Origin of the sequence: Dyella silvae (genome assembly GCF_026421305.1) — a bacterium.
Classification (GTDB): Bacteria; Pseudomonadota; Gammaproteobacteria; order Xanthomonadales; family Rhodanobacteraceae; genus Dyella; species Dyella silvae.
In genome coordinates, this window is sequence record NZ_JAPJBQ010000010.1 from 37,260 (window position 1) to 61,660 (window position 24,401).

The 24,401-nt window shown below is 63.4% G+C and carries 19 protein-coding genes; 10 read left to right on the forward strand and 9 right to left on the reverse strand.

Going from position 1 to position 24,401, the window contains the following annotated elements:
- Positions 1-676: 676 nt before the first annotated feature.
- The 6 genes from OQE56_RS18465 to OQE56_RS18490 form a co-directional block, all read right to left on the reverse strand.
- Positions 677-2,086, reverse strand: coding sequence for a coniferyl aldehyde dehydrogenase (locus OQE56_RS18465; protein ID WP_267226314.1), 1,410 nt, complete (start codon positions 2,084-2,086; stop codon positions 677-679).
- Positions 2,087-2,088: 2 nt separating this feature from the next.
- Entirely contained in the window at positions 2,089-4,551 is a 2,463-nt protein-coding gene (locus tag OQE56_RS18470) for a TonB-dependent receptor (RefSeq protein WP_267226315.1), read from the reverse strand.
- Positions 4,552-4,611: 60 nt separating this feature from the next.
- Positions 4,612-5,766: an SO2930 family diheme c-type cytochrome gene (locus tag OQE56_RS18475; RefSeq protein ID WP_267226316.1), complete on the reverse strand. Its 1,155-nt coding sequence runs from the start codon at positions 5,764-5,766 to the stop codon at positions 4,612-4,614.
- 210 nt (positions 5,767-5,976) lie between these two features.
- The gene (locus tag OQE56_RS18480) at positions 5,977-7,215 is read right to left on the reverse strand and encodes a parallel beta-helix domain-containing protein (protein ID WP_267226318.1); all 1,239 of its coding nucleotides are present in this window, start codon (positions 7,213-7,215) and stop codon (positions 5,977-5,979) included.
- A 257-nt stretch (positions 7,216-7,472) separates the two neighbouring features.
- Positions 7,473-8,141: a MarC family protein gene (locus OQE56_RS18485; protein ID WP_267226321.1), complete on the reverse strand. Its 669-nt coding sequence runs from the start codon at positions 8,139-8,141 to the stop codon at positions 7,473-7,475.
- Between the two features lie 250 nt (positions 8,142-8,391).
- Positions 8,392-9,465 (reverse strand): AraC family transcriptional regulator, encoded by a 1,074-nt coding sequence (locus tag OQE56_RS18490; protein ID WP_267226323.1) that lies wholly within the window; start codon positions 9,463-9,465, stop codon positions 8,392-8,394.
- 141 nt (positions 9,466-9,606) lie between these two features.
- Between OQE56_RS18490 and OQE56_RS18495 the strand changes: the two genes are divergently transcribed.
- Complete coding sequence (locus tag OQE56_RS18495) at positions 9,607-10,413, forward strand: acid phosphatase (RefSeq protein WP_267226324.1); 807 nt, start codon at positions 9,607-9,609, stop codon at positions 10,411-10,413.
- Between the two features lie 93 nt (positions 10,414-10,506).
- On the opposite strand, the gene OQE56_RS18500 is transcribed toward OQE56_RS18495, so the two are convergent.
- Positions 10,507-11,241 (reverse strand): TlpA family protein disulfide reductase, encoded by a 735-nt coding sequence (locus OQE56_RS18500; protein ID WP_267226325.1) that lies wholly within the window; start codon positions 11,239-11,241, stop codon positions 10,507-10,509.
- Positions 11,242-11,296: 55 nt separating this feature from the next.
- A complete protein-coding gene (gene putA, locus OQE56_RS18505; RefSeq protein ID WP_267226326.1) occupies positions 11,297-14,452 on the reverse strand; it encodes a bifunctional proline dehydrogenase/L-glutamate gamma-semialdehyde dehydrogenase PutA in 3,156 nt (1,051 codons plus the stop codon).
- A gap of 496 nt (positions 14,453-14,948) precedes the next feature.
- On the opposite strand from putA, the gene OQE56_RS18510 reads away from it, so the two are divergent.
- From OQE56_RS18510 to OQE56_RS18530, 5 genes are all read left to right on the forward strand, one after another.
- Positions 14,949-15,389, forward strand: coding sequence for a DUF2244 domain-containing protein (locus OQE56_RS18510; RefSeq protein ID WP_267226378.1), 441 nt, complete (start codon positions 14,949-14,951; stop codon positions 15,387-15,389).
- 23 nt (positions 15,390-15,412) lie between these two features.
- Entirely contained in the window at positions 15,413-16,363 is a 951-nt protein-coding gene (gene coxB, locus OQE56_RS18515) for a cytochrome c oxidase subunit II (protein ID WP_267226327.1), read from the forward strand.
- Positions 16,364-16,412: 49 nt separating this feature from the next.
- Entirely contained in the window at positions 16,413-18,029 is a 1,617-nt protein-coding gene (gene ctaD / locus OQE56_RS18520) for a cytochrome c oxidase subunit I (RefSeq protein WP_425601644.1), read from the forward strand.
- A gap of 50 nt (positions 18,030-18,079) precedes the next feature.
- A complete protein-coding gene (locus OQE56_RS18525; RefSeq protein ID WP_267226328.1) occupies positions 18,080-18,211 on the forward strand; it encodes a hypothetical protein in 132 nt (43 codons plus the stop codon).
- 106 nt (positions 18,212-18,317) lie between these two features.
- On the forward strand, positions 18,318-19,205 hold the full coding sequence (locus tag OQE56_RS18530; RefSeq protein WP_267226329.1) for a cytochrome c oxidase subunit 3: 888 nt from the start codon (positions 18,318-18,320) through the stop codon (positions 19,203-19,205).
- A 245-nt stretch (positions 19,206-19,450) separates the two neighbouring features.
- Here OQE56_RS18530 and OQE56_RS18535 read toward each other — a convergent pair whose 3' ends face one another.
- Entirely contained in the window at positions 19,451-19,666 is a 216-nt protein-coding gene (locus tag OQE56_RS18535) for a twin transmembrane helix small protein (RefSeq protein WP_019464088.1), read from the reverse strand.
- Between the two features lie 59 nt (positions 19,667-19,725).
- On the opposite strand from OQE56_RS18535, the gene OQE56_RS18540 reads away from it, so the two are divergent.
- From OQE56_RS18540 to cyoE, 4 genes are read left to right on the forward strand one after another with little or no spacing between them, the layout of a single operon-like run.
- Positions 19,726-20,466 carry an SURF1 family protein gene (locus OQE56_RS18540; RefSeq protein ID WP_267226330.1) on the forward strand — a complete coding sequence of 247 codons (741 nt, stop codon included), beginning with the start codon at positions 19,726-19,728 and terminating at the stop codon, positions 20,464-20,466.
- Entirely contained in the window at positions 20,463-21,032 is a 570-nt protein-coding gene (locus OQE56_RS18545; RefSeq protein WP_267226331.1) for a hypothetical protein, read from the forward strand. Before OQE56_RS18540 ends, OQE56_RS18545 begins: the two co-directional genes overlap by 4 nt.
- On the forward strand, positions 21,032-22,198 hold the full coding sequence (locus OQE56_RS18550) for a COX15/CtaA family protein (protein WP_267226332.1): 1,167 nt from the start codon (positions 21,032-21,034) through the stop codon (positions 22,196-22,198). The genes OQE56_RS18545 and OQE56_RS18550 overlap by 1 nt, the downstream gene beginning before the upstream one ends.
- The gene (gene cyoE / locus OQE56_RS18555) at positions 22,195-23,109 is read left to right on the forward strand and encodes a heme o synthase (RefSeq protein WP_425601645.1); all 915 of its coding nucleotides are present in this window, start codon (positions 22,195-22,197) and stop codon (positions 23,107-23,109) included. Before OQE56_RS18550 ends, cyoE begins: the two co-directional genes overlap by 4 nt.
- Positions 23,110-24,401 lie beyond the last annotated feature (1,292 nt).

Below are 24,401 nucleotides of genomic sequence, written 5' to 3' on the forward strand. Positions count from 1 at the left end.
TGGCCGGCATCCATGCCGGCCACCCTTCGGGCTATTCCTCCACCCGCCCGCCGCGCCATAGGGGCCCGGAGGTCAAGAGCGAAAGCCAGAGCCAGAGCCAGAGCGGCGCGCGCCGCGCGCCAGAAGCGGCGTCCGTGGTTTCTCCGTGCTCATGGTTTCTCTGTAGGAGCGCACTTGTGCGCGATGTCGTTGCCGCTCCGTCGGTTCGTCGTGCACAAGTGCGCTCCTACAGACGAAAACAGCAGACGACTGGTGATGCGATGTGCCGCGCCAGCGGCACGAGCCTGATGCTCTTGATCTGAGGGGGCCCCTGTGCGGCGGTGAGGGTTGGACGATCAGGCCCGCAGGGGGATCGGCATGGATGCCGATCCCTTTTCGTCAGGGCAGGAAGCCCTGTCGAAAAGCCCGGCCAACCCTCACGGACTTGCCGGGCTATCAGCCCGGCAAGCGCCAAGCGGGGTGCTCTTTCTTTTGGTTACTTTTCTTTGAGCAAGCAAAGAAAAGTGACCCGGCGATCGGCAGATCGTCGGAAGCTCGCGGCAGGCGAGCCCGATCGCGGTAGCGCTCATAAGAGCGAAAGTCACTGGATGACCAGCCTTCGGCTGTTGTGAAGCGCTTCCCGCCTTCGCGGGGATGACGGTGAGGCGCGTGGGCTAAGCAGTGAACTGAGGGTGTCTTAGCCCAACCGCATCAACAGCTTCAGCATCTTCCTGAAGCGCTCGCCGTATGGCGGATTGAGCAAGCCCGCGCCGTTGAAGCGTGATTGACGAAACACCGGCTTCATGTGCGAGAACGCGCGGAAGCCCGCTTCGCCGTGATAGCCGCCCATGCCTGAAGGACCAACGCCGCCGAAGGGCAGGTCATGCTGGGCAATGTGGTAAAGCGTGTCGTTGATGGTGACGCCGCCCGCATGGGTGCGGGAGAGCACGTGTTCGGTGAGCGCGCGGCTTTCTTCAAACAGGTACAGCGCGAGCGGTTGCGGACGATTCGCGATATAGCTGATGGCGTCATCCAGCGAGTCGTATGGCAGGACCGGCAACAAAGGTCCGAAGATTTCGTCCTGCATCACCGCCATGGTGTCGTTCACGCCAGTCAACATCACCGGTGCAAGCAAGCGTTTGGCGGGCAGATCCTTCGCGTCGCTCAGCGGCTGGATGTGTGCGCCCGCAGCAACCGCATCGTCGCGCAGTTTGCTGAGGCGCTCATATTGGCGGTCGGACACGATGGAGGCGTACTGCTGCTGCCCGAGGTTGGGATACAGCCTTTGCGCCGTCGCCTTGGCCGTATTGATGAAGTCGCTCATGCGCTCGCGCGGCACCAGCACGTAGTCCGGCGCAATACAGGTCTGCCCTGCGTTGACCAGCTTGCCGAGCATGATGCGTTCCACCGCGTTGCCGAAGCGCGCGCCGGGGCCAATGATGGCGGGCGACTTTCCGCCCAGCTCCAGCGTGACCGGCGTGAGGTTGGCGGCGGCCGCTCGCATCACGTGGTGGCCGACCGCGGTGGAGCCGGTGAACAGCAGATGGTCGAACGGCAGCGCGGAGAACGCCTGCGCCACGTCGGCATCGCCGGTGATCACCGCTACTTCGTCGCTGCCGAAGTAACGCGCCACCTGCTCGGCGAACAAGGCCGAGAACCGTGGCGTGTACTCGCTCATCTTCAGCATCACGCGGTTGCCCGCTGTCAGCGCGTCGATCAACGGACCGACCGACAGGAAGATGGGGTAATTCCACGGCACGATGATGCCCACCACGCCACGCGGCTGTGGCATGAGCGCGATGCGTGCCGGCAGAAAGACCATGTTGGCCAGACCGCCGCGTGGACGCATCCAGCGGCGGCCGCGCTTCAGCGAGTGGCGCAGGTTGGACAGGCTGGGGTACAGCTCCAGCAGTTCCGTTTCTTCCACCGGACGGCGGCCGAAGTCCGCGTCGATCGCTTCGGCAAAAGCCCCGCGCTGCTCGTTGAGCATCTTCTCCAGCGCCCGCAGACGCGTGGCACGGACTTCCCATGACGGCATGGGGTCGCGCGCCTGCGCTTCGCGCAGGCGAAGGAGCGTGGTGTGCAGCGATGGGCTTGGCTCTTTCATGGTCAAAACTTCGCGCGTAGTTCGAGGCCCCACATGCGGGGCGGGCTGATGGAGGCGAAGGGCGTGCCGAACACCGATGCGCTGATGTTGTTTACGCCTGTCACATATCGCTTGTTGAAGACGTTGGTGCCGTACAGTGCCACGCCCCAGCGGTCGCCCGGTGCGTGCCAGTCCACGCGGGCATCGGTGCGTTGCTGGCTGGTGCCGATCTGGAAGTTCGGGCTGACGTTGCAGGTACCCTGAAACTGGGAATCGGAGTTGCAACGCGTCTTGCCGCGATAGGCCTGCGCCAGGTCGAATTCCAGGTCGCCGTTGGCCACGTTATGCAGAGTGTAGGCCAGCGACAGGGCGCCGGAGAAGTACGGCGCGCCGGTGGCCTGGCCGGTGAGATCGGTACCGTCAGGCGCCGTGCCCTTGCGATAGGTGGAATCGATGTACGCGCCCATGAAATTGGTGCGGAAACTTTCGATCGGCTGCCACTGCGCTTCCAGTTCCAGGCCCTTGGCTTCCTGATCGCTGCTGTTGACGATGTAGATCGGCACGCCGGAGCCGCTGCTGTTCGGATCGAGCGCCAGCGACTGTTTATTGTTGTAGCGGTAGTAGTACACCGAGCCGTTGAGCAGCAGGTTTTGATCGGGAAGCAGCGCCTTGATGCCGCCCTCGTAGTTGGTCACCTTTTCCGGCTGGAAGCGCGAGCCGATCTGCACGCTGTTGTAGCCACCTGCCTTGTAGCCCTTGGTGACGGACACGTAACCCATCACATCCGGCGTGAACTTGTAGCTGCCGACGACGCGTGGACTCCAGTTGTTCCAGGTGTTGCTGGCATACACGTTCTGGCCGACAGCGTTGGGGAAGATCACGTTGTTGCCGAAGGCAGCCAGCGCGCCCTGCGCATCCGGCGGCAGTTGCTGGATGACGCCCAGGCCGTTGAGGCCGGCAATGGTGGCGTCGAATGCCGGCGCGCTGCGCGGCATGTTGTACCAGCTGAAGTCCTTCTGATCGCGCGTATAGCGCAGACCCGTGGTGACGTCGAAGCGGTCGGTGATATGCCAGATCACGTCGCCAAAGGCGGCATACGATTTGAAGTTGCCGTCGTTGCTGATGGCCTCATGCCACGGATCGCCGAGCAGGCTCACTGGCAGGCCGAACGAGGCCAGCGCATTGCTGATATCGGCGAGCGGCGTGCCGACGCCAAGAACGTTTTGCGCCAGCGTGTCGAGGCTGTTGGTGTTGATGTTGGTCTGGCTGGTCTGGCGTGCCTGCTCCTGGTAGTAGCTGACGCCGGCCACCCAGTCCATCAGGTCGTTGTTGCCCGACAGCTTGAACTCCTGATACCAGCTGTTGTTGTGTTCGATGTTGGCGGTATCGAGGTAGGTGACAACGTGATTGGTGCCGTCGTAGTCACCCAGGTTGAACGTGTCAAAGCCGCGCCACGCGGTGGTGGATACCAGGCTGCCCCAGGAGAACGAGTGATCGACTGACAGCGTGACGCCATCAAAACGGCGGGTTTCCTTGGCGCCGATGGCGTCGTTGTAAAGCGGCGCGTGCAGCGGGTTGAGATAGGTGGTCGGGTCGGGCGGGAAGGGCGCGCGCTGGTTGGTATCGTTGGAAAGCGGAATCAGGCCGATAGCCGGCTCGGGTGGCTGATTGAGTTTCTCGTGATCCCACGACAGCAAGACGCGGGTGTTGTCCGTGACATTCCAGCGGAACACGGCGCGCGAGCCCCAGTCGTTGTCTTCGCCGTAGCGTTTTCCAGTGGCGGCGTCCTTGATCCAGCCGTCGCTCTGGTTGTCGAGCACGCTCAGGCGCAGCGCCATGTCATGGTTGAGCGGAATATTGACCAGCGCGTCAGCGTACTTGCGCCCGTCGTTGCCGATGCGCACACGGGCGTTGCCTTCGAACTTGTCGGTGGGCTCGTTGGTGACGATGGAGATGGCGCCCGCCGCCGCATTGCGGCCGAACAGCGTGCCCTGCGGACCCTTCAGCACTTCGATGCGCGCGATGTCGTTGAAAGCCAGCAGCGAGCCACCCGAACGCGCGGCATAAACGCCGTTGACGTACACGCCCACCGCCGATTCGGTGCCGATGCCGAAGTTGCTGGTGCTGATGCCGCGCAGCTCGTACGTGGGCTGCGTGGGCTGGCTGGCGTCGATCACCAGGCCCGGCACGAAGATATCCATCTTGCTGAGATCCGTGGCCGCCAGCGTGTCGATCTGCTTGGCGGTGACGATCTGCAGCGGAATCGGTACCGACTGCACTTCCTGACTTCGGCTCTGCGCCGTCACGGTGACGTTACCGAGCAGCTTGGCCTTGTCGGGATTCGCCTGGGTGGCGTCGGCCTTCGAGCCGGTGTCCTGCGGTGCCGGATCGGCAGCGGAGGCGATGGCCGGCAGGCCGGCAAGCAGACATACCGTGCTGCCGAGCAGTACGCGGCGCAGGCAGGCGGATAGCGGACGGATCTTCATGACCAGGTTCTCCCCTCAAAATGAAAAGGCCGCGATCTTGCGATCGCGGCTTGATGCTTGTTAGTGAATGGCAACGCAGCCCCCCGACTGCGCGGCTATCCATGCCTTGATCAGTGCCACGCCTTCGCGGTGCACGGTGCTTCTTCCCAGTTCCGGCATCATTTCGCCCGGGTCGGCCGAGTTCATCCGGTACGTGATGATCGAGTCGCCCGGCGAGCCCGGCACGATATCGAAAAAGTGATCGCCCGTACCGCGGCCCGCGGCGACCGGTGGCTTGCAGATACCCAGGTGGCGGTCTTCCGGCACGCTGACATCCAGCGACAAGCCGGTGGTGTTGGCCGCGCCCTTCGGGTTGTGGCAGTGGCCGCAATTGATATCGAGATAGGCGCGGGCGCGGGCGTCGAGCGAGGCGTGCTCATCCATCCAGTTGGCGTTGCGCGGTGCCTCGGCAGGTGCGGGCGCGCCGGTGAGGTAGCCCATCTTCATCAGATGCGCCAGCTGGTTTTCTTCGCCGGTGGCGTAGTGGTAATCGCGATTGAGGTGGCGTGCCTTGGGTCCGATGGGATGAACCTTGCGCGACACCCAGTCCTGCGCGTGGCAGCTGGCACACTGGCTTTCATCGGGTACGACGTAGTTGAAGTCTTCGCGAGCGTCGTTGTCGGACACCAGCGTGAGCGGAATCACCGCGCCGGTACGTGCAAGCAGGGCGTCGCTCTGGTCGTCCTTCCATACATAGGGAATGGCGGACCAACCCGATTCGCGGCGCACGAGGATGCGCGTTTCGACCAGGTGTACGTTGGCCAGATCCAGCCCCTCGCCAGCGAAGTCGCGAGAACTGTCATAGGTGCGTGCCACATCGGCGAACTTGCCGCTTGCCGCACGCGGGTAATAGAACGTTTTGCTGATGACGGTGCCGACCGGAAAGTCGAAGGTGTCGGTGGGGTCGTACTTGGCCGACACGCCTTTGGGCATCCATACCGTGCGCAGCTTGTGCGCATAGTCGGTGAACAACGGCGTGTTGAGGTCGTAGGGCACGACACCCTGGTTGAGCACCAGTTTGCCGTCACGCACTTCCACCACGTGCCAGTCGCTCAGCTTCGGCGGGCGGCCGTCGGCATGGAACGTCACGGGGTCGAGGTCGCGGTGGCACGCGCTTAGCAGCAACAGCAATGGAAGCAGCAAGAAGAGCGGATAGAACTTTGTCGACAACGTCATCGTGGAGCCTGTGCAAGTTCTTTTAGAAAAGGCGTTCGAAGTCCGGTGACGTAGAAAAGTCCCTCACCGTCATCCCGGCGTAGGCCGGGATCCAGTGCCTTTTAAACATCACGGCAAATCGAAAGTCGCTGGATCCCGGCCTACGCCGGGATGACGGTGAGGAAATAGTGCGGGTGACCATGGCGATACACCGCGATCACGCGCACGCATTCACGCCTTCGGTTCCGGATCCAGCACCACCGGCGACAACTTCGGCAGCGTGCACTGGTACGGCTTGGTATCCGTGCTGGGGTTCTTGTAGTCGTGCGGGCCGTCGGCGTTGATCACGCCCACATCGCCGTTCTGGATGCAGAAGCGATCGCTGTCCGGCGGCAGGCCATTCACCAGCGTCTTCTCGTTGACGTAGCCGTCCCACAAAATGTCCGGGAACTTGCCGCTCAGGCCGTACACGGCCGTCTTCAGCGTCTTCAGCTTGATGCCGTCCGGCGAATCGCCGCCGCCCTTGAAGCGGTTGTCGTAGATGAAGATGCCCTTGGGATACGGGTTGTAATCCGCCGCGACACCCTTGGTGTTGTAGTAGTTGGTCGAGAAGTAGCTGGAGATGATGACGTTGGCGGTCTGATTGTCGGCAATGTCGTTGTCGAAAATCTCCACCTTGTCGTTGGAGTTCACCACCACGCCCGAGCCACGCGGCACACTGGCCACGGCGGCGCCCTTGGCAGCGAAATTGTCGGTGTTGTTGGCAAACACCTTGTTCTTGAACACGCGCGAACTGTGACCCGCCTGCGAGAGGTTGGGCATGTTGAACACCAGGATGCCGCCGGTGTTGTTGGTGGCGGTGTTGTCGTACACGTCGGCATTCACCGAGTTTTCGATCTCGATGCCCGCCACGTTGTATTCGGCGCGATTGCGGCGCACCACGATGTTGTTGGACTGGCCCACGTAGATGCCGGCGTCGGAAGCGCCGATTACAACGGAGTCTTCCACCAGCACGTTCTGCGTCTTTACGGGATACAGGCCGTAAGCGCCGTTGGTGGTCTTGGGGCCGCCGGTCCATTCCACGCGCACGCCGCGGATGGTGATGTTCTTGCCCTGATTGATCTTGAGCGCATCGCCCTTGGTGTCTTCCAGCGCGAGGTTCTCGATGGTGAAGTCGTTGGCGTTCACCAGCAGGCCTTCAGGGCCGACCACCTGGCCCTTGAACGAGAGCACCGTCTTGTCCATGCCGGCGCCCTTGATGGTGACGCCATCCGTGCGCAGGCTCATGCCGCGTTGCAGGTGATAGTGGCCGGCCGGAATTTCGATAACGCTGCCCGGCTTGGCGTCCAGCAACTGCTGCTGGAGCTTGGCTTCGAACGAGACATCGTTGCTGCTCTGCGCCGGCGGCGCTTCCTGGCTGCAGGCGGCCAGCAGTACGGGTATGGCAAGGGCCAGAAGGGTCTTACGCATGGTCGCTTTCTCCCCATTAGCAGCGGTATGCATGACCTATCCACTGTCATGGAATGCAACCGTGGTGGGGAGGGCGGGAGCTGCGGGGAAGGGGGGCAAAGCGGCCAGCGTGGGCAGGGTATGACTAGCGGCACCCCGCTTTATGGGAGCCTTTGGGACCTGCGTCTTCGCAGGCTCTTGCGGTGATGGACGCGCCGCTTACGGCACGGGGCGCTGGTGGCACCCCCGGATGCCAATCGCCGGCCGTTGGCCTCTGCCTACTTCCATTTTACTGAGGCGAGCAAGTCAGACAGCCCAAGCCACAGCAGCTGCATGCCAATGCAGAACGTGACGAGCGCAAACAGGCGCATCACGATTTTGGTGCGCACGCTACCCAGAAAGTGCTCAAGCGTGCCGGCAAAGCGCATGCAGGCGTAGATGCTGGCGCAAAGCACCATCAGCGCCAGGGCGACGCCCGCGAAATGCGCGGCGGACAACCCTTCTCGCGGCGTGCTGCTGCCTAGTGCGATGGCGACTGAAATGGAGCCGGGGCCAACCATGAGCGGCAGGGTCAGCGGATAGAACGCTTTGGACTCGAGTGACCCCGTGGCGGGGGTGGCCTGGATCTCCTGCGTTTTGTCGGCGATGTCATCGTCATCGGGTTTCTGCAACAGATTCCAACCCGCCACGGCGATGATCAACCCACCGGATACACGCAGCACCGGTATGGAGATGCCGAAGAAGGTGAGCACATAAGCGCCCATCAGCAGCGACACCAGCAGAATGACAAAGCTGTTGGTCGTGATGCGCCAGGCGAGATCCGTGCGTTCTGCCGGCGTGGCGTTGGGCACCATGCTCAGCACGATGAATGCCGACCCGATCGGGTTGATGATGGGGAACAGGCCGGTGATGAGCAGCAGGGCGGTCTGGGTGAAGTCTTTCAGCATGGCGTGTGGGTTCCCATAAGTGCCTGCTGCGGGCCCGCCATAGGGGCGAAGCGTGCGACCCGGCGCAGCATCGGCAGAACAGCCAGAAGAGATCATGTCTGGAAGCGGCAAACTATCACGCAGTTTCCGTGATGACGGCCCCGCCCGGTGCCGTTATGACGTCGTCTTTCGCCGAAACCTGATGGCGGATGATGCCTGGGGTTTCTCCGTTCTTTGCGGCTGCTTGCTGCCAGCCACACGTGTCAGCTTTTCAGGCCGCGTGCTGGCGCGCGCTGCGAGGCGGCATGCCGGTCCACCGCTTGAATGCTCGGCGGAATTCGCGCGGATCGCTGAAGCCGATTTCCAGCCCGATTTCCGCCACGCTCAGCGTGCCACCGTGCAGCAGTTCCAATGCGCGTTCGGCGCGCACGCGGTCGTGAATCTCGCGAAAGATGCGGCCACCTTCGGCCAGACGACGGCGCAAAGAGCGCTCGCTCATGTTGAGCATGCGTGCTACGTCGGGCAGGCGCGGCTGATGGCGCAGGTGACTGCGAAGCAGGCGTTCGACCGAAGCGACAATTTCCTGCTGCACGCCATTGGCATCGTGCTGCTGGTTGCACAGCGCCAGCGCCTGTTGCGCGGTCAGCGGGTTGTGCGTGGGCAGCGGGTGTTGGAGCCACTGTACGTCGAGAAGAATGCGGTTGTAGCGGGCGCCAAACACCAGCTCGCACCGAAAGTAGTCGGCATAGGCCTGGGCGTGCGCGGGGCGTGCGTAGGTCAGCTCGAGCCGGGACGGGTTGAAGCCCGGGCCAAGTAGTTCGCGCGCGATGGCCAGCGAACTGGAGAACAGTTCTTCGCAAAGAAACGGCAGCAGTGGCGCGTCGTTGAAGCGCGGCCAGGCGGCCAGTGCCACTTCGCGCGGCCCGGCCACTTCAAAGCTCACATCGAGCAGGCTGCCGCTGACGCGATGATGATTGATGCCCACTTGCATGGCCTCGCCAAAGGTAGCCGAGGTCATCATGGCCAGGCCGAGCAGGCCAAAGCTGCCCAACGTTTCCACCCGGCCTACGGCCAACCCCAGACCTGCCTCGCCGGTGGTCTGCAGGGCGCGCCGGATCACCGAGCGGGCCTGCCGGTAGGACACGCGGAGGGTGGGATCGTTGAGCTGCTCGCGGGTCAGGCCCGAGCCGGCGAACCAGCCGTCGCAGCGCAGGCCGCGCGACAGGGCCAGCTGGGTCAGGTGGACGAGGATGTTGGGTGGCGTTTCGGCAGCAGTAAAACGCGCGTCGGCGCCAAGCGCCGTCGCGGTGGTGTCGTCGATTGGATGGCCAGATACGGCCGCCATGGACGTCATTCTGCGTGCTCTCCCTCACCCCCGGCACCGGAAAAGCCCGACACCGACTTGATCTATATCATGGCGGCCAGCCCGTCGCTTCATGCAATGCACCACGGTTCATATCCCGGACCCTGCCTGCGGAGAACGTACATGAACGAGGTTCTGTCCCCACCCCGCTGTATGGCGGCGCTGATCCTGGCGCTGGCGATGGCCGGTTGTGCACCGGTGCAGACATCGCCCGGCCATGCTCCGAACACCGCCGCGGCCGCCCCGGTTCCCCTGCGAACGGCCGAGCTGCTGCCAGCCGCGCCCAAGGCCGGGTCGCCACGCTATGAGGCCGACCGCGAGGTGTTCCGCGCCACGCGCCAGCTTGAGGGCACGCCGCGTTGGACACTGGCCCAGCAGGACGTGGACTACGCCACGCCGAAACTGATGGCGGACTTCAGCTGCGCGATGGGCGTACCGCTGAATGCCGCGACCTTGCCGCATCTGGCCGCACTGGTGGATCTGACGAGCCAGGCTGCCGATGCGTCCACCGGCCCTGCCAAGCAGGCCAATCAGCGGCAGCGGCCGTTCCTGATTGATCAGGGGGCGGTCTGCCAGTCGACGGCGCAGCTTGCCCGCAGCTTCGATTACCCTTCGGGTCATGCCACGCGAGGTTGGGCGGTGGGGCTGGTGCTGACGGAGCTGGCGCCGGATCGCGCTACCGACCTGCTGTTGCGGGCACGCGCCTATGGCGACAGCCGCGTGGTGTGCGGCGCGCACAACCTCAGTGCCATCGAGGCGGGTGTGATGAACGGCGCGGCCGTGGTGGCGACGTTGCACGCCTCGGATGCGTTTCAGGAAGACCTGGCGGCTGCGCGTTCGGAGCTGGCGGATTACCGCAAGTCAGCGCTTTCGAACGCGGGGACGCAATGCAGCGCGGAGCGTGCGTTGATTGAGGTGACGCCTTATTGAGGGTGGTTTTGAAAGGATAGTGCAGGCTATCTAACGACTCTCACGTTTACGCTCGTCATCCCAGCTTTCGCTGGGATGACGATGAGGGCGGATTTACCTTGAGGTACTCGTGGCTTTCCACTGTTCAACCCAGATGGTGAGATCTGTTAGCCGTTTGGACGGCTCATCGCGCATCGACATCCCCACCGCCGCGCCAGCAACGTGTCCGGACGGATCGATCAGCATCAGCGTGGGATAGATGCCCACGCCGATGGTATCCGTGAGCGCCGTGCCGTCATGCAACACCCGCCATGTCAGACCACGCTCGCTCACAAAGCGTTGCGCCGTGGCGGCATCTTCATAGGTGATCGCCACGAAGTTCATGTCGCCGTGCTCACGTGCATAGGCGTTGAGTGTCGGCACTTCGGCGATGCATGGCGCGCAGTCGGCGAAGAAAAAGCTCACCAGGGTATAGCGGCCGTTGAAATCGCTCAGTCGCCGCACGCCACCCTGCAGGGATGGCAACTCGAACGGTGGGAAGGCATCGCCGCGCTTGAAGGAGAAGCGTCCGGGTTGCCCTTCAGTGGCTCCGGGTGCTCGCAGGCGAAGCAGTGCTGCGTGTGCCTGGCTGTCCTTGGTGATGCTGAAGCTCCGCCCTTCGCCTAGTTGCTGCGCGAACGCCGGGTAATCCAGTGGCTTGCCCGCCGCGTCCAGATAGCGCAACTGAGGTGACGCACCAAGGTGCAGGCTGGCGGCGAAACGCTGTTCGCCGTCGTCCGCGGATGCCGCATGCAACGGCGCCATCAGCGCCAAGGTCAGCAGGCAGCCAAGCAGCACGGTGCGTCGCATGAAACCTCCGGGCATGAAAAAGGCCGGCGCTTTCGCGCCGGCCTTTCTGGTGCGATTACTCGCCGATCGTCAGCAACGACGCGTTGCCACCCGCCGCCGTGGTGTTGATGGTGAGCGTGCGCTCACCGGCAAAACGCAGCAGGTAGTGCGGGCCGCCGGCCTTCGGGCCGGTGCCGGACAGGCCTTCGCCGCCGAACGGCTGCACGCCGACCACGGCACCGATCTGGTTGCGGTTGACGTAGCAGTTGCCCACGCGTGCGTGGCTCTGGATGTAGTCCACCGTGTCGTTGATGCGACTGTGGATGCCCAGCGTGAGGCCGTAACCGGTGGCGTTGATCGAATCGACCACCTTGCCCAGCTCGTCGCCCTTCCAGCGGATGACGTGAAGCACCGGGCCGAAGATTTCGCGCGTCAGCGTCGACAGGCCCGGGATTTCATAGGCGCGCGGCGCGAAGAACGTGCCGTTGCCCGTAGCTCCCGCGTCGAGCGCCACTTCGCCGATCTTCTTCGCTTCCTTGTCCATGCGCGCAGCATGGTCAACGAGGATCTTCTTGGCGTCTTCGTCGATCACCGGGCCGACGTCGGTCGAGAGCTGGCCCGGATCACCGACCTTCAGTTCGGCCATGGCACCGGCGAGCATCGCGCAGACCTTATCGGCGATGTCTTCCTGCACGAACAGCACGCGCGCGGCGGAGCAGCGCTGGCCGGCGGACTGGAAGGCGGAGGAGATGACGTCCTTGACGATCTGCTCCGGCAGCGCGGAGGAGTCGGCGATCATCGCGTTCTGGCCGCCGGTTTCGGCAACGAGTGCGGCGATCGGCGCATTGCGCGCGGCGAGCGAACGGTTGATCGCCCAGGCGGTTTCGGTGGAGCCGGTAAAGGCCACGCCCGCGACGCGCGGATCCTTGGTGAGTGCGGCACCGACGGTGGCGCCATCACCCGGGAGGTACTGCAGCACGTCAGCCGGCACGCCAGCGTCGTGCAGCAACTTCACGGCGGCGTAGCCGATCAGGCTGGTCTGTTCCGCGGGCTTGGCGATCACGCTGTTGCCGGCGGCGAGCGCGGCGCTGACCTGGCCCAGGAAGATCGCCAGCGGGAAGTTCCACGGGCTGATGCAGACGAACACGCCACGGCCGTTGAGGAAGAGCTGGTTGCTCTCGCCTGTCGGGCCTGGCAGCTGTTCCGGATGGCCAAACAGGCGGCGCGCCATGGTGGCGTAGTAACGCAGGAAGTCGGCCGCTTCGCGGATTTCAGCGATGGCATCCGGCAGGCTCTTGCCGGCTTCGCGCACGCACAGTGCGATGAACTCGCCACGGCGCGCTTCCAACTGCTCGGCAGCGTGCTCGAGGATGGCGGCGCGGCTGGCGGCCGGCAGGCGATCCCACTGGTGATGCGCGGCGACGGCATTGGCCAGCGCCTTGTCGACGGTGGCGCTGTCGGCCGAGACGTAGCTGCCCACGACCTGGCGGCGATCGGCCGGGTTGGTCACCTGCACGGTGGCGCCGGTGCTCTTGGCGCCCGGCACCAGCGGCTCGGCGGTCCAGGGACCGTTCTTGCTCTGGATCGCCTCGGCGAGGGCCTTCAGTTCGTTGTCGTTGGAGAAGTTGACGCCCATGGAATTCTTCCGCAGTTCACCGTAGAGATTCACCGGCAGGGGGATGCGCGGGTGAGGGATAGAGGCAAAGGAGCGCACGGTCTCGCACGGATCGGCGACCAGTTCGCGCACCGGCAGGCTTTCGTCGACCACGCGGTTGACGAAGCTGGTGTTGGCGCCGTTTTCCAGCAGGCGGCGCACGAGGTAGGGCAGCAGGTCTTCATGCGTGCCCACCGGCGCGTACACGCGGCACGGCACGTTGAGGTTCTGTTTGCCGATCACTTCGGCGTAGAGGTCCGTGCCCATGCCATGAAGGCGCTGGTTTTCGTACGGACGACCCTGTGCCAGGTGATACACGGCGGCGATGGTGTGCGCGTTGTGCGTGGCGAACTGCGGATAGATCAGTTCCACGCCGGCATCGAACAGCTTGCGTGCGCACGCGAGGTAGGACACGTCGGTGTTCGGCTTGCGCGTATACACCGGGTAACCGCCGAGGCCGTTTTCCTGCGCGCGCTTCACTTCCGCGTCCCAGTACGCGCCCTTCACCAGGCGCACGTACCAGCGGCGGCCGGAGGCGCGCGCGGTTTCGATCAGCCAGTCGATGACGAACGGCGTGCGCTTGGCATACGCCTGCACCACGATGCCCAGACCATTCCAGCCTTCCAGCGAGGGGTGCGCGAACACATCGCCGATGATGTCGAGCGAGAGTTCGAGACGATCGGCTTCTTCCGCGTCGACGGAAAGCGCGATGCCTTGCTTCATCGCCAGCTGCGACAGCTCCAGCAGCTTGGCGGTGAGATCCCGGCGGGCGATCTCGCGCTTGGCCACTTCGTAGCGCGGATGCAGCGCGGAGAGCTTCACCGAGATCGACGGCGCATCGGTGTGGTTGGCGAACGGGCCGCGCGAACCGATCGAGGCGATCGCGTTGCGGTAATCCTGCTGGTAACGCTCGGCGGTTTCGCTGGTGAGCGCGGATTCGCCCAGCATGTCGTAGGAGTAGCGGTAAACCGCGTATTCCTTCTGCGCACAGCGGTCCAGCGCCTCGCTGATGGTCTGACCCATCACGAACTGGTGACCCATGATGCGCATCGCCTGACGCACGGCCAGACGAATCGCCGGCTCACCCGCGCGGCCAACCAGGCGGCGCAGCGCGCCGGTGAAGTCGTGGCGGGTGTCTTCGGCGAGGTTCACCAGCTTGCCGGTGAGCATCAGGCCCCAGGTGGAGGCGTTGACGAACAGCGACTCGCTCTGGCCGAGATGCTTCTTCCAGTTTGCATCGCCCAGCTTGTCGCGGATCAGCTTGTCTGCGGTGCCCTTGTCGGGAATACGCAGCAGCGCTTCGGCCACGCACATCAGCAGCACGCCTTCTTCCGACGAAAGGTCGTACTGGCGCATGAAGGATTCGACGGCGCTCTGATCCTTGGCGCGCGCACGCACACGCGTCACCAGATCGGCGGCGAGATCGATCACCTTTTCACGCTCGGCGGGCGGCAGCGTGGCCTGCGCCAGCAGATCGTTGACCGCTTCGGTTTCGTCGCGCAGCCAGTTGGCGGTGATGCGCGCGCGTGCCGGTTCGATGCCGGTCGGCAGTTCGGGGCTGAGAATAGGCTGAGTCACAGGGTTTTTTAGCCGAAACGTTGGTGGGGCGGGGAATCGCGGGATTGTACGCGCGGGGGCTGGCGCACGCATCCGTATGGGGTGTTGCGGTGCGGCAAGGGTGCTCGCCACACATATATATGTGGGCGAGAAGCAGCGCCGGGGCGCGGGCGGGTCATCAGGGGGTGAGATGGCCGCCGGGCAGCGACATGCTGAGACGACGGTGATGACAGGGATGTGGCAAACCGTCGCACCCTGGGCGCAGGTCCGCGCGGCATCGCAAGGCGTGTGCGTTAGTGGCGGCCCAAACCCATGACGTGCAACACAAACGCGCGTCAGTGCACCTTCGACACGCGCTCCAGCGCACGAAACTTCCTGTTCATCCCTGCTTCAAATCAAGCATCTGCGTCATTCTTGCTCATCGACGCCATCGCGGCCTATCATGCCTGCGTTCCAGGCACGCCGGGTTCTCATGATCGTGCTTCGACCAGCTGTTGCCGGCTTGCCGTGCGTAACGATGTGGCTCAAGCCCAATCGTTCCCTCAGCCACCGCGACCTGCGTCGATTGATCGGAGTACTGGCGGCGCTGGCATTGACGACGGCCGTGCTGGGGGCGTGGCAGGGGAATGTGTTCGCTCCGCTGTTCGCACTGGTCGAGTCCTCCGCGGTGGCTTTCGCCCTAGGCGTGGCCTGGCGGGCCGGCGACCGCAGCGAGCGCATCACCCTCGACGAATCGTCGCTGGAGGTGCAATCCCTGCCAGGTCGGCGCAGTGCGCGCTTCCAGACGTATTGGGTGCGCGTGCAGCTGCGGTCCGAAGGGGGAAGAGAACGTCTGCTGCTGGTGTCGCACGGAAGGGAGCTGGAAATCGGGGCTTTTCTCGGGGGAGAGGAGCGTGCCGAGCTGTCAAGGAAACTCGAGGTGTTGCTGATGGCACTCAACCAGAGGCAACGCAGGTAGGTTCAACAAAGGTGCATCACGACATGACATCTGGCGGCATCAGGCCTGGCAATATCAAGCGAGCAGTGGCGGCATGCGCACTCCTCGCTCTCGCAATGTTCGGCGGCGTGGCATTCGCCAATCCGCAGCCAGGACAGTTGAACATGACGCGCGGCGTGACCACCTGGTCGGGTGAGCCGTACTTCCTCAACAACGTTGCCCTCGGCGTCTGCGTCGTCATCGGCATCCTGGTGTTTGGCGCGATGTTCATCGCCATGTTCCGCTTCCGCAAATCGCGCGGCGCGGTGGCGGAGAAGTGGTCGCACAACACCACGCTTGAAATCGTGTGGACCACCATTCCGGTGATCATCCTGATCGCTCTGGCGTATCTCGCCACTGGCGGTCTGCGCACCTTCGCCGACACCACCGGCTCCGAGATGACCGTGAAGGTCACCGGCTACCAGTGGAAGTGGCGCTATGACTACGTCGAATACAAGGGCAAGGCGATCGAGAGCGTGGGCTTCATGTCCAAGCTCGACCGCGAAAGCGACGAGACCCGCCAGCTCAATTCCGGCCTCGATCCGAAGAACGTCAAGGTCGATGGTTACAACACCTACCTGATCAACGTCGACAAGCCGCTGGTGGTGCCGGTCGGCACCAAGATCCGCTTCGTGATCACCGCGGGCGACGTGATCCACTCCTGGTGGGTGCCGGCGTTGGGCTGGAAGATGGACGCGATCCCGGGCATCGTCAACGCCACCTGGACCAACATCAACGAGCCGGGCGAATACCGCGGCCAGTGCGCCGAGCTGTGCGGCCAGGATCACGGCTTTATGCCGATCGTGGTGAAGGCCGTGCCGAAGGCCGACTTCGAGAAGTGGCTGGCCGAACAGCAAGCGCAGGCCAAGCAGCCTGAGCCGGCTGCTGCTTCCACCGCCGAAAAGCCTGCCACCGCGCAGGTCGACGCTCCCGTTTCCCAGGGCCATCAGGGCTGATCTTTCAGCTCATCCAAACGTTTCCGCTTTTAGGTAGAGGTGTAAGGTTATGGCCCACGACGCCACGCACGATCACCACGACGATCATCACGGCGCGCCCAAAAACTTCTTCGTGCGTTGGTGCATGTCCACCAACCACAAGGACATCGGCACGCTGTATCTGGTGTTCTCGCTCCTGATGTTCTTCATTGGCGGCAGCTTCGCGATGGTGATTCGCGCTGAGCTGTTCAAGCCCGGTCTGCAGCTGGTGCAGCCGTACTTCTTCAACGAAATGACCACGATGCATGCGCTGGTCATGATCTTCGGCGCGGTGATGCCGGCCTTCGTGGGCCTGGGCAACTGGATGATCCCGCTGATGATCGGTGCGCCGGATATGGCGTTGCCGCGCATGAACAATCTGTCGTTCTGGATTCTGCCGTTCGCCTTCGCGCTGCTGCTGTCTACGCTGTTCCTTCCGGGCGGTGGCCCTGCCGGTGGCTGGACCATGTATCCGCCGCTGTCGCTGCAGGGTGATTCGGTGGCGTACCTGGTGTTCGCGGTGCACTTGATGGGTATCAGCTCCATCATGGGCGCGATCAACATCATCGCCACCATCCTCAACATGCGCGCGCCGGGCATGGATCTGCTGAAGATGCCGGTATTCGTGTGGAGCTGGCTGATCACGGCGTTCCTGCTGATCGCAGTGATGCCGGTGCTGGCAGGTGCGGTGACCATGCTGCTCACCGACAAGTACTTCGGCACCAGCTTCTTCAATGCCGCGGGCGGTGGCGACCCGGTGCTGTTCCAGCACATCTTCTGGTTCTTCGGTCACCCCGAGGTCTACATCATGATCCTGCCGGCCTTTGGCCTGGTGTCTGAGATCATCCCGACCTTCGCGCGCAAGCCGATCTTTGGTTACAAGGCGATGGTGTTCGCCATCGCGTCGATCGCCTTCCTCTCGTTCATCGTGTGGGCGCACCACATGTTTGCGGTGGGTCTGCCACTGGGCGGCGAAATCTTCTTCATGTACGCCACCATGCTGATCGCGGTGCCGACGGGCGTGAAGGTGTTCAACTGGGTCAGCACCATGTGGGGCGGCTCGATGACGTTCGAAACGCCGATGCTGTTTGCCATCGCGTTCGTCATCCTGTTCACCATCGGTGGTTTCTCGGGCCTGATGCTGGCGCTGGCGCCGGCTGACTTCCAGTACCACGACACCTACTTCGTGGTGGCGCACTTCCACTACGTGCTGGTGACCGGTGCGATCTTCGCCATCATCGCGGCCACGTATTACTGGCTGCCGAAGTGGACCGGTCACATGTATTCGGAAACGTGGGGCAAGATCCACTTCTGGAACAGCGTGATCTGGGTGAACGTGTTGTTCTTCCCGCAGCACTTCCTGGGCCTGGCCGGCATGCCGCGCCGTATCCCGGATTACAACGTCGCGTTCGCCAACTTCAACATGATCAGTTCGATCGGCGGCTTCCTGTTCGGCGCCTCGCAGCTGATCTTTGTGGGCGTTGTGCTGCACTGCGTGTTCTTCTCCAAGAAGAAGGCACCGGATCGCGTGTGGGAAGGTGCCAAGGGTCTGGAGTGGACTGTGCCGTCGCCGGCGCCGTACCACACCTTCGAGCTGCCGCCGGTGATTCACGACGACGAGCTGGCTCACGGTCACATCGAAGATTGATGTCGTAGTTCGCTCCGGCCTCGCGCCGGAGCGAGTAGGAAGCGAAAGAGATGAACCAGCCATCCAAGGCAGTGATCGAGGAAACGCGCAGGAAGGGTGTGCGACGCACCGTAACGGTGTTCGGCGCCATCGCCATCGCGATCTTTCTGCTCTCGCTGCTGCAGGGGCTGAAGTACTCCTGACGCGAGCCTGCCGTATTCCTTCGTTGCGCGGATGACGTGCAGCGGATTCAACTCCCGCGATGAGCGGGGGCGGAAGTAAACAAGAGCATTCCACGGGGATCTCACCATGGGTCAGCAGCAAGGCGCTTATTTCGTTCCGACCAAGAGCTCATGGCCGATCGTGGCCGCGGTCGTCATGTTCGTCACCGTGTTCGGTGCCGCGCACTGGCTGAATGCCCCGCCGGGCGAAGCGAGCTTCGGCAAGACCGTGCTTACGGTGGGCTTCGTCGGCATCTTGCTGATGTTCTTCGGCTGGTTCCGTTCGGTGATCCGCGAGTCGCTGGCCGGCAGCTACAACAGCCAGGTGGACCGCTCGTTCCGCATGGGCATGATGTGGTTCATCTTCTCCGAGGTGATGTTCTTCGGTGCCTTCTTCGGCGCACTGTTCTACGCCCGCATGTTCGCGGTGCCGTGGCTGGGCGGCGAAGGTCACGGCGTGCTGACCCATCAGTTCCTGTGGAACGACTACGCGGCCTCGTGGGGCGCTAGTGGCGGTAATGGCCCGGCCCGCGTCGGCGGCGATTTCCAGACGGTGGCGCCGTGGGGCCTGCCGCTGCTCAATACGCTGATCCTGCTTTCGTCCAGCGTTACCGTGACCATCGCGCACCATGCGCTGAAGGTGGGTCATCGTGGCAAGATTCTGTTGTTCCTCGGCCTTACCGTGCTGCTGGGCGCGACCTTCTTGTACTTCCAGGCACACGAGTACATGGAGGCGTACAAGGAGCTCAACCTGACCCTGCAGAGCGGCGTTTACGGTTCGACCTTCTTCATGCTCACCGGCTTCCACGGCATGCACGTGACGCTGGGCACGATCATGCTGGCCATCATCTGGCTGCGCGTGGCCAAGGGCCATTTCACCAAGGACCACCACTTCGCGTTCGAAGCGGTGGCCTGGTACTGGCACTTCGTTGACGTGGTGTGGCTGGGCCTGTTCATGTTCGTCTACATCCTCTGAGGCGCTATCGCGTCGCAGCAAAAAGCCCGCCTTTTGGCGGGCTTTTTGTTGGGTTTGGCCAATCCTCTGCGGGAGCGCACCCTGTGCGCGACTGTGGCGTTGCGGTGTACCGCTCCGATGGGTCGTCGCGCACCGGGTGCGTTCTCACAGAGGTGTCGAGCCGTGAAAGCAAAGGCCCGCCAGTGGGCGGGCCTTTGGTGAACCGGATGCCGCAGCGAAGCGCCGGCGGCGGCGGGACGCTACAATTACTGGCCCACGCCGTGCGGGTGAAGCCAGCCCATCCAGATGCCAAGGACGACCATCAGGATGAGCAGCACCGATAATCCGATGCGGCGCGTCAACGCCCACACCGTGCGCTTGCTGCCTTCCTTGTCGGTCATCATGAAGTACAGGGCCTGACCAAGATTGAACAGCACCACCAGCAGCAGGATCACCAGCGCATATTTGTAGATGGTTTCCACGTGATAGGTCCCGACGTTTTTGACATCCGCAGTATAGCGGCCGTGCGTGGTGCCACTGCGTGAAGTGGCTGCGCCGCCCATCCTGGTTCGCGCTGCTGCTGACAGTGGCCGGCGCCTTGTTGTTCATACGTTTAGGCGTGTGGCAGCTGCATCGCGCGGACGAGAAGGAAGCCATTCTGCGACGGTATGCCGCGGCAGAAACCGCAGCGCCGCGCGACTTTGCCGCAGTGGCCGCAAAGCCCCCCGTGGACAGCTATGCGCGTGTAAAAGTGCAGGGCGAATACATCGCCGATCGCCTCTACTTGCTCGACAACCCAAGGCACGACCAGCGCGGCGGCGTGGAAGTCTATGTGCCTTTCCGTCCGCAAGGCGGCGATCGTCTGTTGATGGTGGATCTCGGTTTCCTGCCGGGCAACGGCACGCACGAACCGCCGCAGCTGCCGGCGTTACCCACGGGTGCGCAGTGGCTGCAGGGCTTGTACATGCCGCCACCGGGCGTGGGATTTGAGATGGGCGGCGATGCGCTGGCCCGGCAAACGCGCTGGCCCAAGACCACGGTCTATTTCGACCTGCCGCAAGTCGCTGCCGATCTGCGTAGTGCGGTGTATCCCCAAGTGCTTGCGCTGGACGACGACCCCGCTGCCATCTACGTGCGCGAACACACCATCGATTTTTCCGCGATGCCACCGGCGCGTCATCGCGCCTATGCCTTTCAGTGGTTCACCTTCGCCGTTGCGGCCGTGGTGATTCTGCTGGTGCTGCATCGCCGCCGCCCCATGAAACCGTCGGACCGCTCATGACCCAGCCTGCTACTGCCACGCTCCGCGCCAGCCGTCTGAAACTGTTGTTGATCATGCTGGTGTTTGCCGCACCCATCGTTGGCGCGGGCCTGCTCACGCTGAGCGGTTGGCAGCCGAGCGGCAAGGCGTTTGGCGAATCCATTTCGCCCCAGCGCAATTTTGTCGCCGAGCAACTTCGCATTTCGCTCGCCGATGGCAAGACGTGGGCCTGGCGTGCCGAGGAGCCACAACTCACCCTTGTGGCACTGGCAGGCCCGGATTGCGGCAGGCAGTGTGTGGACACGCTTACCAAGATGGCCGCCGCGCGCATCACACTCAATCGCAATGCGCCGCGGCTGCGCCTGCTGTATGTCGGCACGCCGCCGGCGGATGCGGCTGCCAGCGGCATGACCAACTACTGGGTGGTGGGCAAGGACGAGCATGATGCGCTGGCAGCGTTTCGTCCGGCCACGCCCGACAGCGTGAGTGCGCTGCTGGTCGAGTCGGACGGCACGGCGTTGTCGTTGTATCCCGCCGGTTTCGATCCTTCCGGCTTGCGAAAGGATCTGCAGAAGGTGATCCGTTGATGACCGCCCGTTCTATCAGGATGCTGCGTGGCCTGGCGCTGCTCGCTGCGGTGTTCGCCTTTGGCGTGGTGATGTTCGGTGCGTTCGTGCGTCTTTCCAACGCGGGCCTTTCCTGCCCGGATTGGCCGACCTGCTATGGCAAGGCGACGTGGCCGGAACATCAGCACGACATTGCTCAGGCGAATCAGGCGTTTCCGGATCGCCCGTACGAAACACACAAAGCCTGGCGCGAACAGGTGCATCGCTTCCTGGCGGGCACGCTGGGGACGCTGGTATTTGCCCTGGCTTTGCTCGCGAGTTGGCGACGGCCGTGGGCACGTTATGCGGTGATTGCCGGTGCGATTTTTGCGGCGGTAGGCGTGGGGATGTACATCAAGGGTGAGCATCACTGGTCGTTGTTGCTCTCGCTGCTTGCTATCGGATTGCCGCTCTTCGCGGCGGCCGGGCTCAATCGCCCGGGTGCCTGGCGCATCAGCGTGCTGGCGCTTGCCGTCGTGGTGTTCCAGGCCATGCTCGGCATGTGGACGGTCACGCTGCTGCTTAAGCCCATCGTAGTGATGGGACATCTGATGGGCGGTATCACGACGTTCGCCCTGTTGGCTTACGCTGCGCTGCGTTTTGCCGGCATCGGCGCGCGCGACGACAGCTATGCCGGCGTGCGCAAGGCCGTGGTACTCGGTATCGCGCTGCTGCTGGCGCAGATTGCGCTCGGCGGCTGGACATCGTCCAACTACGCAGCACTGGCCTGCGGCACCGACTTTCCCAAGTGTCTCGGACAGTGGGTGCCGCCGACTGATTTCCGCGAAGGCTTTGTGCTGTGGCGTGGCATCGGCGTGAACTACGAGGGCGGCGTGCTCGACATGGCCGCGCGCAGCGCCATACAGATCGCCCACCGCATCGGCGCGCTGGTGGTGTTCTGCTATCTGGCCTGGCTTTCGCTGCGACTCTCCCGCAGTCGCCTGCGCGCGCAGGCGCTCGCCATTGCCGTGGTGCTGGTGGCTCAGGTCATGCTGGGTATCAGCAACGTGCATTTCGGCCTGCCGCTGCCGGTGGCGACGCTGCACAATGGGGGCGCTGCGCTGCTGCTGTTTACCCTGCTGGCCGCGTTGGCGCGCACGCAGAAGCGTCATGAAGACGCGATGTTTCTTTCCTACGGACACCGATGACGATGACCCGCCGTTTCCATGAGTATCTGGAACTGACCAAGCCGCGCGTGGTCGCGCTGCTGGTGTTCTGCGCCGTCATCGGCATGTTTCTCGCCGTACCCGGCATTCCGCCGTGGCGCGCGCTGGTGTTCGGCACACTGGGCATCTGGATGGCCTCCGGTTCGGCGGCGGCATTCAATCACCTGATCGATCAGCGCATCGACAAGGTGATGATGCGCACGGCGCATCGCCCGCTGGCCACCGGCCAGCTCACGCCGCGCCAGGTGCTGATCTTCGCCCTGGCACTGGGCGTGCTGTCGATGGCGGTCCTGGTGGTGCTGGTGAATCCGCTGACCGCACTGCTGACGTTCGGTGGCCTGATTGGTTATGCGGTGATCTATACCGCCTACCTCAAGCGTGCCACGCCGCAGAACATTGTGATTGGCGGTCTGGCGGGCGCGATTCCGCCGGTGCTTGGCTGGACGGCAGTGACGGGCGAACTGCATCCGTTCGCGTTGCAGTTGTGTCTGATTATTTTCGTGTGGACGCCGCCGCATTTCTGGGCGTTGGCGATTTTCCGCCGCGAGGATTATTCGCGTGCGCAGGTGCCGATGCTGCCGGTGACGCATGGCGTGGTGTACACGCGCTGGCATGTGTTGTTCTACACGATTCTGCTGGTGCTGGTGACGCTGTTGCCGGCGCTGACGGGTTATAGCGGGATGGTGTATCTGGGTGGTGCGGCGGTGCTCGGCGCGGGGTTCCTCTATTACGCGGTACGTTTGTTGAATCCGCCGGATGAGTTTTTCGCGATGAAGGTGTTCAACTATTCCATCGTGTATTTGATGGCGTTGTTTGCGTTTTTGTTGGCGGACCATTGGTTGATGGAGCCGTTGGTGCAGCATCAGGGTGTGGTGTTCGAGCGCGGTGCTTGAGGCGCGCTTGTTTTGACTCCCTCTCCCCTTCGGGGAGAGGGTTGGGGTGAGGGGCGGGTGCTCGCGACGAGACTTATTCCCCTCAACGTCATCCCAGCGAAGGCTGGAAGCGCTTCACAGCAGCCGAAGGCTGGTCATCCAGTGACTTTGCTCTTCCGCGGTGATGTAGCGTTCCCGCGACCTGGCTCGCCTGCGGCGGGCTTCCGCTGTCCTGCCGGACAGCGGGTCACTTCTCTTTGCGTGGCCAAAGAGAAGTAACCAAGAGAAAGGCCACCCCGATGGCGCGCCTTCCGGGCTGATAGCCCGGAAGGTGCGCGGGCGGGTTACGGGGTTTTTCGACAGGGCATCCTGCCCTGACGAAAAACTGGCCGGCATCCGTGCCGGCCACCCTTCGGGCTATTCCTCCACCCGCCCGCCGCGCCATAGGGGCCCGGAGGTCAAGAGCGAAAGCCAGAGCCAGAGCGGCGCGCGACGCGCGCCAGAAGCAAAGGTCAAAACCAAAGCCACAATCCGAAGCCAAAGCCACAAGGCAAGCGAGCACGTTGAACATTGATCCGGCTTCGCCCAGTGCGATGTGCAGCGAAGCTGCACGAGCCTGATGCTGTTGATCTCAGGGGCCCCTGTGCGGCGGTGAGGGTTGGACGAACAGGCCCGCAGGGGGATCGGCATGGATGCCGATCCCTTTTCGTCAGGGCAGGAAGCCCTGTCGAAAAGCCCGGCCAACCCTCACGGACTTGCCGGGCTACCAGCCCGGCAAGCGCCAAGTGGGGTGCTCTTTCTTTTGGTTACTTTTCTTTGAGCACGCAAAGAAAAGTGACCCGGCCTCCGGCAGGAGGTCGGAAGCCCGCCGCAGGCGAGCCAGGTAGTGCTAGCGCTCATAAGAGCAAAGTCACTGGATGACCAGCCTTCGGCTGTTGTGAAGCGCTTCCAGCCTTCGCTGGGATGACGGTGAGGAAGGATCCTCCGTGTCGCAAGCACCCGCCCCTCACCCCAACCCTCTCCCCGGAGGGGAGAGGGAGCGAGGCGTCGCGGATTGCAACATTCCGCACACACCTGGGCGCAACAACTTTCGCCCCAAAACGCCTGTCACAGGGTTGACACTTGCGCACCGCAGCAAGACAATTCGCGCGCCACCGGGCGCAACGCACCCCAAGTGGCCTCTGTCCTATCAACCCAAGGCATATGGACGTTTACCCTAGTCGCAACGTCGACATCCGCGAGCATCGGGTGCCGGCATTGCTTAACAAGCTGATTTGCTGCGGCGACCGCCTGCGGTCGGCTGGCGCTTTCCT

Coding starts and splice junctions, on each gene's coding strand:
- OQE56_RS18480 (WP_267226318.1), bottom strand. CDS start 7,215: ATGCGTAAGACCCTTCTGGCCCTTGCCATACCCGTACTGCTGGCCGCC.
- OQE56_RS18525 (WP_267226328.1), top strand. CDS start 18,080: ATGAACCAGCCATCCAAGGCAGTGATCGAGGAAACGCGCAGGAAGGGT.
- coxB (WP_267226327.1), top strand. CDS start 15,413: ATGACATCTGGCGGCATCAGGCCTGGCAATATCAAGCGAGCAGTGGCG.
- OQE56_RS18500 (WP_267226325.1), bottom strand. CDS start 11,241: ATGCGACGCACCGTGCTGCTTGGCTGCCTGCTGACCTTGGCGCTGATG.
- cyoE (WP_425601645.1), top strand. CDS start 22,195: ATGACGATGACCCGCCGTTTCCATGAGTATCTGGAACTGACCAAGCCG.
- OQE56_RS18550 (WP_267226332.1), top strand. CDS start 21,032: ATGACCGCCCGTTCTATCAGGATGCTGCGTGGCCTGGCGCTGCTCGCT.
- OQE56_RS18495 (WP_267226324.1), top strand. CDS start 9,607: ATGAACGAGGTTCTGTCCCCACCCCGCTGTATGGCGGCGCTGATCCTG.
- OQE56_RS18470 (WP_267226315.1), bottom strand. CDS start 4,551: ATGAAGATCCGTCCGCTATCCGCCTGCCTGCGCCGCGTACTGCTCGGC.
- OQE56_RS18530 (WP_267226329.1), top strand. CDS start 18,318: ATGGGTCAGCAGCAAGGCGCTTATTTCGTTCCGACCAAGAGCTCATGG.
- OQE56_RS18465 (WP_267226314.1), bottom strand. CDS start 2,086: ATGAAAGAGCCAAGCCCATCGCTGCACACCACGCTCCTTCGCCTGCGC.
- OQE56_RS18545 (WP_267226331.1), top strand. CDS start 20,463: ATGACCCAGCCTGCTACTGCCACGCTCCGCGCCAGCCGTCTGAAACTG.
- OQE56_RS18510 (WP_267226378.1), top strand. CDS start 14,949: ATGTGGCTCAAGCCCAATCGTTCCCTCAGCCACCGCGACCTGCGTCGA.
- OQE56_RS18485 (WP_267226321.1), bottom strand. CDS start 8,141: ATGCTGAAAGACTTCACCCAGACCGCCCTGCTGCTCATCACCGGCCTG.
- OQE56_RS18475 (WP_267226316.1), bottom strand. CDS start 5,766: ATGACGTTGTCGACAAAGTTCTATCCGCTCTTCTTGCTGCTTCCATTG.
- ctaD (WP_425601644.1), top strand. CDS start 16,413: ATGGCCCACGACGCCACGCACGATCACCACGACGATCATCACGGCGCG.
- OQE56_RS18490 (WP_267226323.1), bottom strand. CDS start 9,465: ATGGCGGCCGTATCTGGCCATCCAATCGACGACACCACCGCGACGGCG.